Here is a 14,439-nt window from a genome sequence, read left to right as displayed (position 1 = left end):
TTTCCCCACCCATCCTGATTTTCAAGGAAGCAAAACATGTCAGCTAAAGAAGTGAAATTCGGCGTTGATGCCCGCGACAAGATGCTGCGCGGCGTCGACATTCTCGCCAACGCCGTGAAGGTGACGCTCGGTCCGAAGGGCCGCAACGTCGTCATCGACAAGTCGTTCGGCGCGCCCCGCATCACCAAGGACGGCGTCACCGTCGCCAAGGAAATCGAGCTCGACGACAAGTTCGAGAACATGGGCGCCCAGATGGTGCGCGAAGTGGCCTCGAAGTCGGCCGACGCGGCCGGCGACGGCACCACCACCGCCACCGTGCTTGCCCAGGCCATCGTCCGTGAAGGCGCCAAGTCGGTTGCCGCCGGCATGAACCCGATGGATCTGAAGCGCGGCATCGACCTGGCTGTGGAAGCCGTGGTTGCTGACCTCGTCAAGAACTCCAAGAAGGTCACCTCGAACGACGAAATCGCCCAGGTTGGCACGATTTCGGCCAACGGCGACGCGGAAATCGGCAAGTTCCTCGCAGATGCGATGAAGAAGGTCGGCAACGAGGGCGTCATCACGGTTGAAGAAGCCAAGTCGCTCGAAACCGAACTCGACGTCGTCGAAGGCATGCAGTTCGACCGCGGCTACATCTCGCCCTACTTCGTCACCAACGCCGACAAGATGCGCGTTGAATTCGACGACGCCTACATCCTGATCAACGAGAAGAAGCTCTCCTCGCTGAACGAGATGCTGCCGCTGCTCGAAGCCGTCGTGCAGACCGGCAAGCCGCTCGTCATCGTCGCGGAAGACGTCGAAGGCGAAGCTCTCGCTACCCTCGTCGTCAACCGTCTGCGTGGCGGCCTCAAGGTTGCTGCCGTCAAGGCACCGGGCTTCGGCGATCGCCGCAAGGCCATGCTGCAGGACATCGCGATCCTGACCGGCGGCCAGGCGATCTCGGAAGATCTCGGCATCAAGCTCGAGAACGTCACGCTCGCCATGCTCGGCCGCGCCAAGAAGGTGATGATCGACAAGGAAAACTCCACCATCGTCAACGGCGCCGGCAAGAAGGCCGACATCGAAGCACGCGTGGCGCAGATCAAGGCGCAGATCGAAGAAACCACTTCGGACTATGACCGTGAGAAGCTGCAGGAGCGTCTCGCCAAGCTGGCTGGCGGCGTTGCCGTCATCCGCGTTGGCGGCGCGACCGAAGTCGAAGTGAAGGAGCGCAAGGACCGCGTTGATGACGCGATGCATGCGACCCGCGCTGCGGTTGAAGAAGGCATCGTCCCCGGCGGCGGCGTCGCTCTGCTCCGCGCTTCGGAACAGCTGAAGAAGATCAAGACCGCAAACGACGACCAGAAGACCGGCGTCGAGATCGTCCGCAAGGCCCTGTCGGCTCCGGCTCGCCAGATCGCCATCAACGCAGGCGAAGACGGTTCGGTCATCGTCGGCAAGGTCCTCGAGACCGCGACCTACAGCTACGGCTTCGACTCGCAGACCGGCACCTACGGCGACATGCTCAAGAAGGGCATCATCGATCCGACCAAGGTTGTCCGTGCAGCGATCCAGAACGCAGCTTCGGTTGCCGGCCTGCTGATCACCACGGAAGCCATGGTTGCCGAGCTGCCCAAGAAGGGCGGCGCAGGCGCAGGCGGCATGCCTCCGGGCGGCGGCATGGGCGGCATGGACTTCTAAGTCCACGCTGTTCAAGCGAACTATCAAATGCAGAACCCCGGCAGCAATGCCGGGGTTTTTGTTTGGCTGATACTCAAGTCTTTTGAATTTCATGTCTGATAAAGTTAGACTCTTTCACTTTTCGTCGGCAGTTTTTCCAGTACAGCTTCGAGAAGCTCTTGAAGGCTCGTGATTTGATTGATTAGTTCGACGGCCTCTCGCCTATTAATCCGCTGACAATTATCTCGCTGCCAAAGCACACCGGCCCGAGGATTTCCTTGGACCCATCGCAATCCGAAAGATGGGTATCGCTGCGCTCACCCATCCGACACACTTCGACCTCCGCCGAAACATCGCCGTTGGCGATCCTGTACGACGTGACCATCGCCTAGGGAGCATGGATCATGAAACAGGTTATCCGCATCGAGCCGCTATCGGCCTACATGGAGCGGCGGCGGGCGCCGGTGTCCGCCGTGACCCGCCACGGCGACACGCTCTATGTGTCGGGTTTTCCGCCGTTCGATCCAGCCACGGGTGAGATCGTCGTCGGCGCGTCGGTGGAGCGCCAGACCGAGATCGTGCTTGATCAGCTGAAACTTTGCGTCGAGACCGCGGGCTCATCGCTGGACCAGGTGCTCAAATGCAACGTCTATTGCACCTCGGCCGAACACTTCCCCGCCGTGAACGCGATCTACGCGCGTTATTTTCCCAACGACCCGCCTGCCCGCATCTTCGTCTGCGTGCCGACATGGTTCGCCGATTTCGATATCGAAATCGATTGCATCGCGGCGATCGGCTAACCCGCCTCCGCGTGCGTCAGGATCAGCTTCAGCAATCCCGGAAACCGCGCGTCAATGTCGGCCTCGCGGACAACGTTGCGATGCTCGACGCCGCGCTTGGTGGTCTGCACCACGCCAGCCTCGCGCAGGATGCGAAAGTGATTGGAGACCGTCGACTTGGCCATGGTGCAGGGTGCCGCCGCCGCGCACGACATGCAGTCGTGCTGGCCGATCATCGCCTTGACCATCTGCAACCTCGCCGGATCGGCCAGCGCCGAGAGCACGCCGGCCAGCGTGATGTCCTTGGTTGCTGGGTGAACGAACTGAACCATGAAAAAAGATATAGGCGTCCCCTTGCGTTCGTTCAATAGTCCCATACTTCCGAACTATTGAAGCATCCAAGAGGAATCACGACCATGACCAAGACATTCGAAGGCAAAGTTGCGCTGGTGACCGGCGGCTCCAAGGGCATCGGCGCTGAAATCGCTATTCAGCTCGCCGCCGGGGGCGCTGCCGTCGCCGTCAATTACGCATCCAGCAAGAAGGGCGCCGACGAGGTCGTCGCGAAGATCACTGCCAAGGGCGGCAAGGCCATCGCGGTGCACGGCAATCTCGCCGAGCCGGACGGCGCCAAATCGGTAGTGGCCGAGACCGTCAAGGCGTTCGGGCCGATCGACGTTCTCGTCAACAATGCGGGCGTCTATGAATTCGCCCCTCTCGACAGCATTACGCCGGAGCACTTCCACAAACATTTCGATCTGAACGTGCTCGGGCTGCTGCTCGTCTCGCAGGAAGCGGCCAGACACTTCAACGCCAATGGCGGCAGCATCATCAACATCTCATCGGGCGTCTCGACGATCACCCCACCGGGCTCGGCGGTCTACACCGCGACCAAGGCCTCGGTCGATGCGATCACATCGGTACTGGCAAAGGAGCTTGCGCCGCGCAAGATCCGCGTCAACGCCGTCAATCCCGGCATGATCGCGACCGAGGGCGTGGTATCAGCCGGATTCCATGAAGGCGACATGCGCAAGTGGATCGAATCCGTCACGCCCATGGGCCGCATCGGCAAGGTCGAGGAAATCGCCTCCGTCGTCGCATTCCTCGCTTCTGATGCTGCATCTTACGTGACGGGCGAAACGCTGCACGCCACCGGCGGCTTCAGGTAACCCACGCGCTCTGCTCAACAGTCTATCCGACATAGCCAAGGGCGGTGCAATCAGCACCGCCCTTGCTTGTTATCGCGAGGCCAGATCTCTCCTCGCCTCAATCATCATCACCGGCGGACGGCGGCATCTGCGGCATAGACGGTGTCTGCATGCGATCCGCCGCTGATGGCTTCATGCGTTCGCGTGACGGAGCTTGCCCACGCATCATCTGAGCCTGATCGTGCTCGATCTGCGGAAAGAACACATCATAGCAAGCGCGGCTCAATCGCGGTCCTGCGCTGCGCAAGCAATTTTCTACCCGCCCCTCATCCGGCATTGCCGATGTACAGAGGCGAAACGCATCGGGCGTGCAGGCTTCGCGCTGTGCCTCCGTGCCGCTGCCCAAAGCCGCGACGCTGGAACCCGCAATCAACGCCACGACGGTCGTCAGGCTTGTCAGAGTGTTTGCCATCAGTCCTGTCCTTACGAAGTTATGACAGGTGAAATTCTCAACGGCGCGCCCGGTTCCTTCCTGGCCGCTCACATGCTGCTGAAAATGCAGGCTTAAGCGAGCGTAACGACAGAGCCGACAAAGCGATTCAGTTGACCGCCTGCGTGCTTTCGTCGATCTCGTCGGTCCACACCTTGAAACTCACCAGCGTGTTCGGCCCAAAAGTTTGCGTGATCGGCACATCCGCCGCATCGCGGCCCTGCGCGATCAACACGCGTCCGATGCGCGGGATATTGTTGCGGGCATCAAACGTATACCAGCGGCCGCCGATATAGGCTTCGAACCAGCCGGCGAAATCGCCGTCGGCCCATGGCTTCGGCATGCCGATGTCACCGAGATAGCCGGTGCAGTAGCGCGCTGGAATATTCATGCAGCGGCAGAAGGTGATGGCCAGATGTGCATAGTCGCGGCAAACGCCCTTCCCCTCGTTGTAAGCGTCCCAGGCGGTCTTGGTCGCGCGTGCGTGCTCGTAACCGAACTGGATATGGTTATGCACGAAATCGCAGATTGCCTGCACGCGCGCCCAGCCAGGCACAGTCTTCTCAAACAGCTGCCAAGCGACGTCCGACAGCCGATCCGTCTCGCAGTAACGGCTGCCGAGCAGATAGACGATCGTCTCGGCCGGCAGATCCTCTACCGCATGCTGGATGGCTGACGGCACGATGATATCCGGCTTGCCGCTATCGTTGACGATCCCGTCGGCTTTAAACGTGATGCGGCCCGTCGGCGCGACGATACGGCTGCACCAGTTGCCAAAGCCATCGCGATACGGCGTGATCGGAACTGAGGGATTTATCGTGAGATAGTCCGGCACCACCACGTCGGAGGCACGCGTGAAGTGCATGCCCATCACGATCATGACAGGCGTCGGCTGCGGGAAATCATAGATCATCTCGTAGCCAACACGGATCTTCATGCAAAACACCTCATCCCGGCAAATCGTTGATTTCAAAAGCGAGACATCGCAAGCGTTGCACATTGCGCGACGATCTTGCGAGAAAAACCCAGCGCAAGTGTCGGCCAGAATGTAATCGATGTCAGATACATCCTCGAAATGGCGACAAAACGTCCAATAACAAGACAATCATAGCGAAATTTGACGAAACACCGGATCGCTTAAAGAAATCGATGGCTAATGTCTGTGAATAGGCGCACGCTGAACGGATGCCGGATCTCAGCAGCGACATGCGCGCGTGACCACGAGATCGCGCCGTGAGACCGTTACTTTCAAGCATCCTTTCCAGTTGAAGGGCCTTGGTCGTTTGATCCCGGCGGGGTCGTATGACGTCATCACCGATGAGGAGATGATCGAGGGACTGTCCTTCGCCAGCTATCGGCGCACGGCGACCATGATGATCGTGCCCGGTGCACCACCCCATACAAGTTCCATGGAGATGATCTCCATTGGGTCGCTTGAGCTCGCGGATGTGCAGCGCATCGATGCGAGCGCACCATGACCGACACTCCCGTCGAGCTGGATAGCCGCCGCGGCATGGCGGCACAGAAAGCCACCGATATCCGGCGCAGTCTCGCCGAAGTCGAATCCAATGCCGCAGCACTGCGTGAGCGGCAGCTGGCACTCGAAGAGCAGTTACTGACCACGCCGGCCACCACATGGCCTGAGGCTGCAGCAAAGGCGCGCTACGTCCTCAATCTCTACGGCGCATCGCTCAGCGCACAGGATACCCAGCACCGCGATCTGATCGCGATCGTGCTGGACGACTTCACGCGGCTTGCCGCCAACGACTGATCCCATCATTACGCAGGTCGCAGCGATCCCGCAGCAGCCAGCGCTCAACCGAAAGCATCCTCATGCAGAACCTCTTGCACCGTCACGTTCAAGTCGCAGAATCTCTCCGCCTCGGCGTGGAGTCCGGCTGGTACAGCACCAAGATCAGCGGAACCTTTGTTACGGGCCCACATCCCACCGAGGCCGAATGCTTGCGCAAGATCGCTGAACTCAACCCTGTCGTACCGAAGCGCAAGGTCTAACGCGGGAAGACGACGATGGCGCTTACACACGGTGTTTTCCAGAGCTTCGAATATAATCGCATGGTTGTCCTGTTCTCGATGATGAATGACGCGACCGAAGTCACCTGCGCGATCAGCACCAGTGCGATGGACGAGCTTGAAAAGGCGAAGCGCACCAAGCCCGAACAACGCGAGGAACAATTCGTCCGGCTGCGTGATCGCATCGAGGCCTGCGCAGCGCGCAAATTCGCGAACGCCGAATTTGAGGGCAAGCCGCCCGGTATCGTGCTGCGCAGCATCGATTTCCGGTAGTCTCTCCCACCATTGAACCCTTCCTCCTCGCGGTGTGACCAACGCCTGTCACACGCGAGAGGTCGAGCCATGCGCCACTTTCCAAGCCTGAACCGTTGCGCCATCCGCGTCCTGTTCGCTGCCATGCTGGCGAGCGCAGCAATGCCGATCGCGCAAGCTGCCGCCGACGATGCACAGCAATGTACCGATGCCTCCGGCGTCCTGGCGATCGCGGCCTGCGACCGCGCCATCGCGTCGGGCAATTACCGCGGCCGCCAGCTTGCTGAGCTGCATTTCAACCGCGCCTTCGAATATCACGAGCGGCACGAGAGCGGCCCAGCCATGGCCGCCTTCGACGAAGCCATCCGCCTGAACCCGGATTATGCCCGCGCCTATTTCATGCGCGGCAATCTCTGGCTCGCCCGCGGCGATAACGACCGCGCCATCAGCGACTTCAGCGTGGCGCTCGGTCTCGATCCCAACAATACCGATGCCTATGTTAATCGCGGTGTCGCCTGGTACGCCAAGGACGATAACGACCGCGCTATTGCCGACTACGACATGGCGATCCGTCTCAATCCGCAGGAAGGCGGCGCCTACAGCAATCGCGGCGGCGCCTGGCTTGTGAAGGGCGATCATACGCGCGCCATCGCCGATTTCGGCGAAGCAATCCGGATCAATCCGAACGACCCCTGCCCGGTGTTCAACCGCGGCTTCGCCTTCAGCCTGAAGGGGGACAACGATCATGCCATCGCCGACTACAACGAGGCGATCCGCATCGCACCGACCTATGTGGCGGCGCTGACCAATCGTGGCAGCGTGTGGTCCAACAAGGGCGACAACGACCGCGCCATGGCCGATTTCAATGCGGCGCTGCGCATCAATCCGAAATACGCCAAGGCGCTCTATCTGCGCGGCATGACACGGCTTGAAATGGGCGACATTACGGGCGGCGCAGCAGATGTCGCCAGCGCACGGAAGATCGATCCGAAGGTCGGCTCATAATGACTGAACACGCATCGCCCTCAAGGGTGACACGTCGGTCATATCGATCAGTCGAGTTTGGCAACCACGATGAGGCGCTTCACTTCGCCGTTGCGATAGGCCTGCAGGAACTTGTTGTAGTCCCGGAACGAGACGCAGCCATTGGAATCGCCATTAGGACCGAGCATGTAGGTATGCGCGAGCAGACCCGTGCGGCCATGGATCGCGCCCTCGCCGCCGACCGGCGTCAGGCGCAGCGCGGCCACGCCGTGGAACAGAGCCTCGCGCGGCTTCAGATCATAGATGTGTGGCGGCGTCACGCCGCGCATCTTCTCATGGGCATAAGCGGGATTGTCGAGACGGCTGCCGAGGCCGGAATGCGCTTCCAGCTTGGTGCCGTCGGGCATGTACACTTTACGCGCGGAGATATCGTAGACCGCGGTGGTGCGATCGCTCAGGGTGGGCTCATTGCTGGCCGCCGCATCGGTGCCGTTGCTCAGCACGCCGCCGTCGGAGCCGGCATAAGCGAGCACGGGGCCGGACTGCGGAGCGTTGCCGCCGAACAGTTTCTCGAAGACGTTGAAATTGCCGGACTTGGGCTGTGCGGCCAGCGCCAGCCGTGCCTTCTGCACCAGCGAGTCGTGGCCATAGGCGCCGCCCCTGGCGGCGCTGGCCTGTGCGACCGGCTGCGACGGCGCTTGTGTCGCCTGCTGCGGCGCGGACGGCGCACGGGCATCCGAGGGCCGTGCGGCCGGCATCGGAATGCTGTCGACGAGCTGGCGCACCGTCGGTGCCGGCTGCATCAGCGCGACTTCCTGCGGCTTTGCAGCCGGTGCGGGGACTACGGACTCGGAAGCTGGCGTGCGCCTGACGAAGCGCTCGGGCGCAGCGCCCATCGAATAGGTCGGGTCGAACCAGGCGACTTGGCGCTTCGGCTCGGGCTGCGCGGCAGCGAGCGGCGCATTCACGGCCGGCTCGAAACGCTCGGAGAAGGATGTGCGGTGTTCGGTGCGTGAGAAGCGGCCGTCGAAGCGTTCGGCGAAGGACGACTGGCCAACGCCCGCATCATTGCCGAGATTGGCGGAGACCATCGCAGGCTGCACGCCGTTCTGGAAAAGCTTGCCGGCGAGCGTCCATCCACCGGTCAATGCGACGGCGGCAAGAGCAGCGCCGGTCACGAACATGCGTGAACTGGATTTCGACACTTGATGCTGGCCTCGGCGTGAGGGTGCAGAATGGTTCAACGCACGTTTACTGCTGCTCATACGCCTGACGTCCAACACACGTTTACTAAGCTCCCTGCCCGTTGTGCCTGACGAGACACACAGGTCTCGAAAAGCACCGCGCAGGGATGCGAAACGCCATTAAGGCGAGTTTTAGTTAAATGCGAATTAATTGGAGGTCCCCCACCGATTGCCTACCTAAAGGCCTGCCAATCATGGCCTTTTTGAGTAACCGACAGGACGAATTCGGGGAACCTGCGAGAGCTTTGTGGGCTCTCGCAGGCCGGTCTCAGGCGCGCTGGGGTTTTGGGTCACGCCCGGCCCGAACTATTGGCGCGCTGTGATTAGGTCATTGGCCTAGTGCGAGGCTGGTGCGCGTGGAACCACATTTCCTTTTGCGGTATTTAGGTAATCAAAAAGATCGATTTGTGCCGGCTAAGGCGTCAAATGATCACGACCTCAGTAGTTCAGCTTCGGATACCAGTCGGTGCCCCGCCCTTCCGGCGTAACGTCCAGAATCGTCCAGAGCGGCATCAGATCCGGCGCCCCGCGCGGGTCCTGGCCGGGATCGGCCGTAGATCCATCCATCTCGCCGCTCCAGAAATGGCGAATCTTGCCGCTGCGGCGGGTGAAGACGTTGAAGGCAGCGTCGTCGCCGCCGTCCTTGGTCAGCCCGTGATAGTCACGGCTGAACGCGCCGGAGGTGTCCGAGAACAGCGGCAGGTAATGCCAGCCACGCTGCTTCTTGAAGGCGCCCAGCCGCTCGATCGGCGAGCGCGCCACAACGGCCAGCGCCACGCGCTGGGTAATGTCAGGCACCTCGCCGTCCCAGGCCGACAGCAGCGATGTGCACATCGGGCACGGCTTCTCGCGCTGCGGCCCATACATGTAGGAGTAAACGACGAGTGTCTGCTTGTCGCCGAACAGGCCCGCGAAATTCACGGGGCCCTTCTCGCCGATGAAGTCGTAGTCCTTGGTCACCTCGCCGCCATCTGGCAGCGCACGACGCAGCTCCGCGACGCGTTCGATCTGACGCCGCAGTTCGATCTCCTCGACAAGCAACGCATTACGCGCATCGCGGTATTCACGGCTCTCATTGGGATAGCGAAAACTGGCCCTCTTCACGAGTTCGGACGCAGGCGTCAGGCTGGAACCGGTCATGACATGATCCTCCCTTGGTGAATTTCAACGTGTTCCGTCTGAAAGACGTTCCGGGAGCGGCCAATCCGACATGACGATCCACAAATTCATCATGCGCAGCTTCGTGAACGGCCAGAACACGCATGACGGTCATTGACGCGCCGAGCATGGACGCACATGAGTGCGCCATGCGCCTGTTTCATTTCAGCGAAGAGAACAACATCGAAGTCTTCATGCCGCGGCAGGTGGAGGTTGCGACGCCTCGCGCCCAGGGACAGGAGTGGCTCAACGGCCCCTTGGTCTGGGCGATCGATGACTGGCATGCGCCGATGTATCTGTTCCCGCGCGACTGCCCGCGCATTTTTGTCTGGCCGACAGCGACGACAACGCCGGAATACCTCACCGCCTACAAGAAGATGACCTCCTGCCGCATGGTCGCGCATATCGAGTTCGGCTGGCTGGACAGGCTCTCCCACACCTCCATCTATCGCTACGAGCTTTCGCCGGACGGATTTGAATCGCTGGACGATGCGGGTATGTGGATTTCGCGCACGCCGTCCATGCCGCTGAACATGGAGCGGATCGACAACATCGAAAAGGCACTGGAAGCCGCCGGCGTCGAATTGCGCGTCCTGCCGTCCCTGAAGACGCTGGCGCCCTTGTGGGAGACATCGCTGCATGTCAGCGGCATTCGCCTCCGCAATGCATAGGACGGAATGCATAGGACGGACCGATCGAGCTGCCTTAAACCGACAAAGCATGCCTGGACGTTCACGAGCCGTAGGATCGTAGCATCTTCGCGACATTCATCGCTCGTTGTCACGATGTGTGAGGGGTATCGCTCCGGTGCGATGCGCCTACGTTCTACTCATCCTGTAATGACCTACGAGCTCAGGCCGCGGTGTCGGCCTTCGCACGGCGATGACTGACCACGACGCGGTTGCGGCCCTCACGTTTGGCCTCGTAAAGCGCGGCGTCGGCGGCCGCAAGCAGGTCGTCGCCCTTGGCGACGTGCACCGGCATCACTGCCAGACCGATCGACAGTGTGACGCCATCGAGCGTGGCCGATGGCAGCGTCACCTGCATGCGATGCACGGCATCGAGCACCTGCTGCGCCCGCTGCGCTGCAACCTCGACCGTGACGCCCGGCATCAGCATCAGGAACTCCTCGCCGCCGAACCGGCCGATGATATCCGAGGCGCGCGTCGTCTCGCGCAATATCCTGCCGAGGCCGCGCAGCACGGCATCACCGGCCTCGTGGCCGTGACTGTCATTGATACCCTTGAAGTGATCGATGTCGAGCATCGCCAGCGCGAGCGGCTTGCCGTCTTGCTGGCTGCGCGTGGTCTCGCGCACCAGGGCATCTTCGAGGTAGCGGCGGTTGTGAAGATCCGTCAGCGGATCCCGCACCGCCTGCTGACGCAACAGCTCGCGGAGTTCGAGATTGGCCATCGCCAGCGACACCTGTTCGGCCAGCATCGTCGCCAATTGATCCGCCCCCTCACCGAACACAGAGGCATGCTCGCGATACAGCAGACCAAGCAGGTTGTTCTGCGCGATCAGCGGCTGACAAATAAATCCCGTACCGGTAGCACAGCACGGATGGGCATGATTGCAGACCAGTCCCTGACTCGCCTCTGAAATCGGGAATGTCGTGCCACGACGCAGCGCCCAGCAGTCATCAACCGGAAACGACACCGCATCGGCCTGTAGTGCGCCCCAATGGGCGCCGCGCTGAACTGCGTTGCGCGCGTTGTTCAGATAGTACAACGCGCCCGCCTCCTCCGTGAACAGGTAGCCTGCATAGGTCTGAACCGCCGCAAAAATCTCTTCGCGCGACTGACACGACTGCAGCACGCCCGAGAGTTCAGTGAGCAGGACGATTTCCTTGGCGCGAATTTCCGCCAGTTGCAGCGAGGTCGTCAGCCGTTCGTTGGCCTCCTCCATAGCGTGCGCATGGGCGCGCCGCTCCGCCTCGACAGCGAGTGCGTCGGTCTTGTCCTGGATCACCCAGAGGATATCGCCGGTCGCCAGCGGCTTACCATAGGCATCGACCAGCAGCGTGGAGCCGTCGCTGCGGCGCAGATGCAATTCGACTTCCGTCGCCATGGCGCTGTCACGAATCCGATTCAACGCGGCATCGAACGCCTCCCCGTCCGCCTTCGTCGCAACCAGCTCGTCGATCGTGTTGCCGGGAAGCGCAGTGGAGTTGCGACCACAGAGTTCGGCGATCCGGCGATTGCCGCGCAGGATCCGGTGGCCGGCCGTAAACAGGATGCCTGCCAGCGGATTGTCGACCAGCGCGCGCTGCTCGGCATCGAGGGTGCTGAGATTGCCGGACAACCGGCGCGACCTCATCGTGATCACGGCGAGTAGCATCATCAGGAGGCTGATGGCGGTGCCGCTGGCGAGGACGACGTTCGGCACTGTATGGCTGACTTCGTAGATCGAGCCGGGATTGGTGGTGAACAGCACGCGCCAGACGCGCTCACCGACAACCAGCGAGCGATCCGCCGAGATCCCCGCCGACATCACCATCTGCGTGACGAGACCGAGATTGGGTTCAAGACTGTCATACATGAGGGTCGGAGTGACGGTCGTATCTTCCGGCTCGCCAATCATGACGCCTTCCTGCGTCGGCTTGGCGTAACCGCGATCAACCACCTGAATATGCATCTGCTGCAGCGTCCGCGGATCTAGGATACCGCGCATCAGGTCATTGGTGCGATAGACCGATGCAACAAAACCGTGGAGCGCTACGTTTCGCTGCGAGACGGTCTGCGTGGGCTCGCCCGCCCGGTAGATCGGCGCGCGGATGATGAAGCCGAGCCCGCCCGAGGTGTCCTGCACCAGTTTGACCGGCGGCGTCGCGACAATCCGGCCGGTCTCCGCGGAACGCCGCAGCGAGTCCAGTTGCGCAGGATTGGCACCTGCATCGAAGCCCAGCGCGTTTTCGTTGCCGCGCATCGGCTCGACGAATTCGACCACGTTGTAGATTGATCGTGGCCCCGGCGGACGCACGGCGAAATCCGGCTGTCCGAAATGCTCGATGCTCTTGTCGGCACGAACTTCCGCAACGAAGGCATCGAGATGATCCGGCGTCACATGACGCAGCGACTGCAAGGCCTGGAAGCCGGGATAGCGGCGGCCGAGATCGAGCACATCGATGTAGCGTCGGAACTGGGCGCGATCGACGCGGCCGATCGAGGCGTACAATCCCTGCATGCTGACCAGTACTTCGGCGTGGGTGCGCAGCCGTTCGCTTATCGCATTGGAAATATCGACGGCGTCGACTGCGAAGCGACGCTGCATATCGGCCGCAATCAGACGCTCCGAGAATTCGCGAATGGCGAATGTCGCGGCGAGGCCGGCTCCGAGAATGGCTGCTGCAACGAAAGTCGTCCGCCGCGCCTGCGGCGCCAGCAAGTCACGCAATGCCATGTCGAGTTCCCTGAACTTGACCCGGCCCCCCCGGCTTCGGATCACAGTACCTAGGTCGGGTGATACCGGCATCGGGATTTAGATTCTGTTGCGCTGCCCACCTGCGGACCACCTCAGGACCGGACACTTGACGACATCCTTAATCGCGGATAATAATTATCCACGATAGAGGTGAAATACAGCCATGAAGATGAGCGACGGGGTTGAGCAGGCGATCCACAGCGTGGCGATGCTCGCAGGCCTGCAATCGAACGGCGTGTTGTCCGCCGGCGCCCTCGCCGAATTTCATGGCGTATCCACCAGCTATCTCCTGAAACACCTGCAGGCGCTTTCGGGCGCCGGCTTGCTCATCGCACAGCCTGGCCCGACTGGCGGCTATCGCCTTGCCCGGACGCCAGACCAGATCACCCTGCTCGATGTCGTCCTTGCCGTTGAGGGCGATGCGCCCGCCTTCCGCTGCAGCGAAATCCGCCAGCGCGGGCCCAATCCCCTGCCCGGCAAACCCACGGCGCCCTGCGGCATCAATGCCGCGATGTTGCGTGCCGAGCGCGTCTATCGCGATGAGCTGGCCAAGGTGAGCATTGCCGATGTGCTCGGCGATCTCCGCGCCAAGGACACCGACGGCGCCATCGCCGCCCGCGGCTGCGCCTTTCTGGAACTCAACGAACGACGCCGTAACGCCAACTGAAACCTGAAATCTGAAACCGCACACCAAGGAGAAAGACCATGCAAGCCCGCCTCAACATCGCCAAGGCCGCCCCCGACGCCTACAAGGCCGTCGCCGCGCTCGATCAATATGTCGTCAAGGAAAGTGGCCTCGAGCCTGCGATCGTCCACCTCATCAAGCTCCGCTCGTCGATCATCAATGGCTGCGCCTTCTGCGTCGACATGCATGTGAAGGAATCCCGCCACGACGGTCTCAGCGAGCAGTGGATCAACATGATGTCGGTCTGGCACGAATCGACGGTCTTTACGCCACGCGAGCGCGCTCTCCTCGGCTGGGTCGATGCCGTCACGCTGATCGCGCAGACTCGCGCACCCGATGCCGATTATGAGGCCCTGCGCGCACATTTCTCGGAAGAGGAATGCCTCAAGATCACCGTAGCGATCGGTGCCATCAATGTCTGGAACCGTCTTGCCGTCGGCTTCCGCGTTCCGCATCCGATCGAGAAGCCGAAGGCTGCTGCCTGAACACAGGCTTCAGCAGATAATCGACAAGCAAAAGGCCGGGTTGAAACATCAACCCGGCCTTTCTTGGTTTCAGCTTGGCCCGACCGATGTGTCAGGCAATA

The 14,439-nt window shown here is 61.4% G+C and carries 16 protein-coding genes; 10 read left to right on the top strand and 6 right to left on the bottom strand.

The features are described from left to right. The first annotated feature begins 36 nt into the window (after positions 1–36). Together groL and AB7951_RS08270 are read left to right on the top strand one after the other, a co-directional pair. Positions 37–1,680 (top strand): chaperonin GroEL, encoded by a 1,644-nt coding sequence (gene groL / locus AB7951_RS08275; protein WP_093756421.1) that lies wholly within the window; start codon positions 37–39, stop codon positions 1,678–1,680. A 383-nt stretch (positions 1,681–2,063) separates the two neighbouring features. Continuing rightward, positions 2,064–2,459 (top strand): RidA family protein, encoded by a 396-nt coding sequence (locus AB7951_RS08270; RefSeq protein ID WP_199712127.1) that lies wholly within the window; start codon positions 2,064–2,066, stop codon positions 2,457–2,459. On the opposite strand, the gene AB7951_RS08265 is transcribed toward AB7951_RS08270, so the two are convergent. After that, positions 2,456–2,770 carry an ArsR/SmtB family transcription factor gene (locus tag AB7951_RS08265; protein WP_116664309.1) on the bottom strand — a complete coding sequence of 105 codons (315 nt, stop codon included), beginning with the start codon at positions 2,768–2,770 and terminating at the stop codon, positions 2,456–2,458. The genes AB7951_RS08270 and AB7951_RS08265 overlap by 4 nt on opposite strands. An 84-nt stretch (positions 2,771–2,854) precedes the next feature. On the opposite strand from AB7951_RS08265, the gene AB7951_RS08260 reads away from it, so the two are divergent. Next, on the top strand, positions 2,855–3,607 hold the full coding sequence (locus AB7951_RS08260; protein WP_120292666.1) for a glucose 1-dehydrogenase: 753 nt from the start codon (positions 2,855–2,857) through the stop codon (positions 3,605–3,607). A 97-nt stretch (positions 3,608–3,704) separates the two neighbouring features. Here the strand turns inward: AB7951_RS08260 and AB7951_RS08255 are convergent, their stop codons facing one another. Further along, positions 3,705–4,130 carry a hypothetical protein gene (locus tag AB7951_RS08255; protein WP_147421735.1) on the bottom strand — a complete coding sequence of 142 codons (426 nt, stop codon included), beginning with the start codon at positions 4,128–4,130 and terminating at the stop codon, positions 3,705–3,707. Between the two features lie 55 nt (positions 4,131–4,185). Then, positions 4,186–5,013, bottom strand: coding sequence for a transglutaminase domain-containing protein (locus tag AB7951_RS08250; protein ID WP_120292670.1), 828 nt, complete (start codon positions 5,011–5,013; stop codon positions 4,186–4,188). A gap of 277 nt (positions 5,014–5,290) precedes the next feature. Between AB7951_RS08250 and AB7951_RS08245 the strand changes: the two genes are divergently transcribed. The 4 genes from AB7951_RS08245 (at position 5,291) to AB7951_RS08230 (ending at position 7,364) form a co-directional block, all read left to right on the top strand. After that, on the top strand, positions 5,291–5,554 hold the full coding sequence (locus AB7951_RS08245) for a hypothetical protein (protein ID WP_068736091.1): 264 nt from the start codon (positions 5,291–5,293) through the stop codon (positions 5,552–5,554). Beyond that, complete coding sequence (locus AB7951_RS08240; RefSeq protein WP_068736086.1) at positions 5,551–5,847, top strand: hypothetical protein; 297 nt, start codon at positions 5,551–5,553, stop codon at positions 5,845–5,847. The genes AB7951_RS08245 and AB7951_RS08240 overlap by 4 nt, the downstream gene beginning before the upstream one ends. 257 nt (positions 5,848–6,104) lie before the next feature. Beyond that, positions 6,105–6,380 (top strand): DUF1488 domain-containing protein, encoded by a 276-nt coding sequence (locus AB7951_RS08235; RefSeq protein WP_089264967.1) that lies wholly within the window; start codon positions 6,105–6,107, stop codon positions 6,378–6,380. A gap of 69 nt (positions 6,381–6,449) precedes the next feature. Beyond that, positions 6,450–7,364: a tetratricopeptide repeat protein gene (locus AB7951_RS08230; protein WP_120292674.1), complete on the top strand. Its 915-nt coding sequence runs from the start codon at positions 6,450–6,452 to the stop codon at positions 7,362–7,364. A 47-nt stretch (positions 7,365–7,411) separates the two neighbouring features. Here the strand turns inward: AB7951_RS08230 and AB7951_RS08225 are convergent, their stop codons facing one another. Together AB7951_RS08225 and AB7951_RS08220 are read right to left on the bottom strand one after the other, a co-directional pair. Continuing rightward, positions 7,412–8,548, bottom strand: a complete 1,137-nt coding sequence (locus AB7951_RS08225) for a tlde1 domain-containing protein (RefSeq protein WP_439061765.1) — start codon at positions 8,546–8,548, stop codon at positions 7,412–7,414. A gap of 477 nt (positions 8,549–9,025) precedes the next feature. Further along, on the bottom strand, positions 9,026–9,727 hold the full coding sequence (locus AB7951_RS08220; protein WP_120292679.1) for a DUF899 family protein: 702 nt from the start codon (positions 9,725–9,727) through the stop codon (positions 9,026–9,028). Positions 9,728–9,894: 167 nt separating this feature from the next. Between AB7951_RS08220 and AB7951_RS08215 the strand changes: the two genes are divergently transcribed. Further along, positions 9,895–10,416 carry a DUF6886 family protein gene (locus AB7951_RS08215; RefSeq protein ID WP_120292888.1) on the top strand — a complete coding sequence of 174 codons (522 nt, stop codon included), beginning with the start codon at positions 9,895–9,897 and terminating at the stop codon, positions 10,414–10,416. A gap of 181 nt (positions 10,417–10,597) precedes the next feature. Here AB7951_RS08215 and AB7951_RS08210 read toward each other — a convergent pair whose 3' ends face one another. Beyond that, positions 10,598–13,147 carry a diguanylate cyclase gene (locus AB7951_RS08210; RefSeq protein ID WP_120292681.1) on the bottom strand — a complete coding sequence of 850 codons (2,550 nt, stop codon included), beginning with the start codon at positions 13,145–13,147 and terminating at the stop codon, positions 10,598–10,600. 184 nt (positions 13,148–13,331) lie between these two features. On the opposite strand from AB7951_RS08210, the gene AB7951_RS08205 reads away from it, so the two are divergent. Together AB7951_RS08205 and AB7951_RS08200 are read left to right on the top strand one after the other, a co-directional pair. Continuing rightward, the gene (locus AB7951_RS08205; protein ID WP_089264972.1) at positions 13,332–13,835 is read left to right on the top strand and encodes an RrF2 family transcriptional regulator; all 504 of its coding nucleotides are present in this window, start codon (positions 13,332–13,334) and stop codon (positions 13,833–13,835) included. Between the two features lie 38 nt (positions 13,836–13,873). After that, positions 13,874–14,338, top strand: a complete 465-nt coding sequence (locus tag AB7951_RS08200; protein ID WP_120292683.1) for a carboxymuconolactone decarboxylase family protein — start codon at positions 13,874–13,876, stop codon at positions 14,336–14,338. The last annotated feature ends 101 nt before the right edge of the window (positions 14,339–14,439 follow it).

The sequence above is a fragment of the Tardiphaga sp. 285_C5_N1_2 genome (assembly GCF_052076065.1).
Classification (GTDB): domain Bacteria; phylum Pseudomonadota; class Alphaproteobacteria; order Rhizobiales; family Xanthobacteraceae; genus Tardiphaga; species Tardiphaga robiniae.
Note: the sequence above shows the minus strand (reverse complement) of the source record. Positions and strands in the feature narration are given on the sequence as shown.